At 60.9% G+C, this 402-nt stretch carries 1 protein-coding gene; it reads right to left on the bottom strand.

Going from position 1 to position 402, the window contains the following annotated elements:
- Positions 1–388 (bottom strand): two-partner secretion domain-containing protein (locus HY29_RS17535; protein ID WP_206741997.1); only part of this gene is annotated, 388 nt, incomplete at its 3' end.
- Positions 389–402 lie beyond the last annotated feature (14 nt).

Genomic DNA, 402 nt, shown 5'->3' on the forward strand with positions numbered 1-402 from the left:
GAAAGTCCGCATCGGCAATATCCAGCGTCGACGCAACGAACGCGCCGGCATCAACTGTGCCCGACTCCGTAATCGCAATGCCATTCGGGTTGACCAGCAACACCCGGCCTGTCGCCGTAAGCGAGCCGGCAATGGTGGAGGATGTGTCTCCGCTGACGCGGTTCAGGGTCGCGGAATAGGTGCCGGGTTGATTGAAGTAAACCGAATGCCCTTCTGCAATGCTGAAACTGGTCCAGTCGACAATCGCCATATCTGTGGACTGATCGACCTGCAGAGACGTGCCTGAGGGGTGAGAAATGCTGGCGCTCCCCGCCGTTACGACGCCATCCGTCGGCAGAACGGCCTGAGCAGAAACCTGGGCAGCCGCGGAAGGCGCGATCAATGGCAACAGGGCCGCCCCCA

This window comes from Hyphomonas beringensis (assembly GCF_000682755.1).
GTDB lineage: Bacteria > Pseudomonadota > Alphaproteobacteria > Caulobacterales > Hyphomonadaceae > Hyphomonas > Hyphomonas beringensis.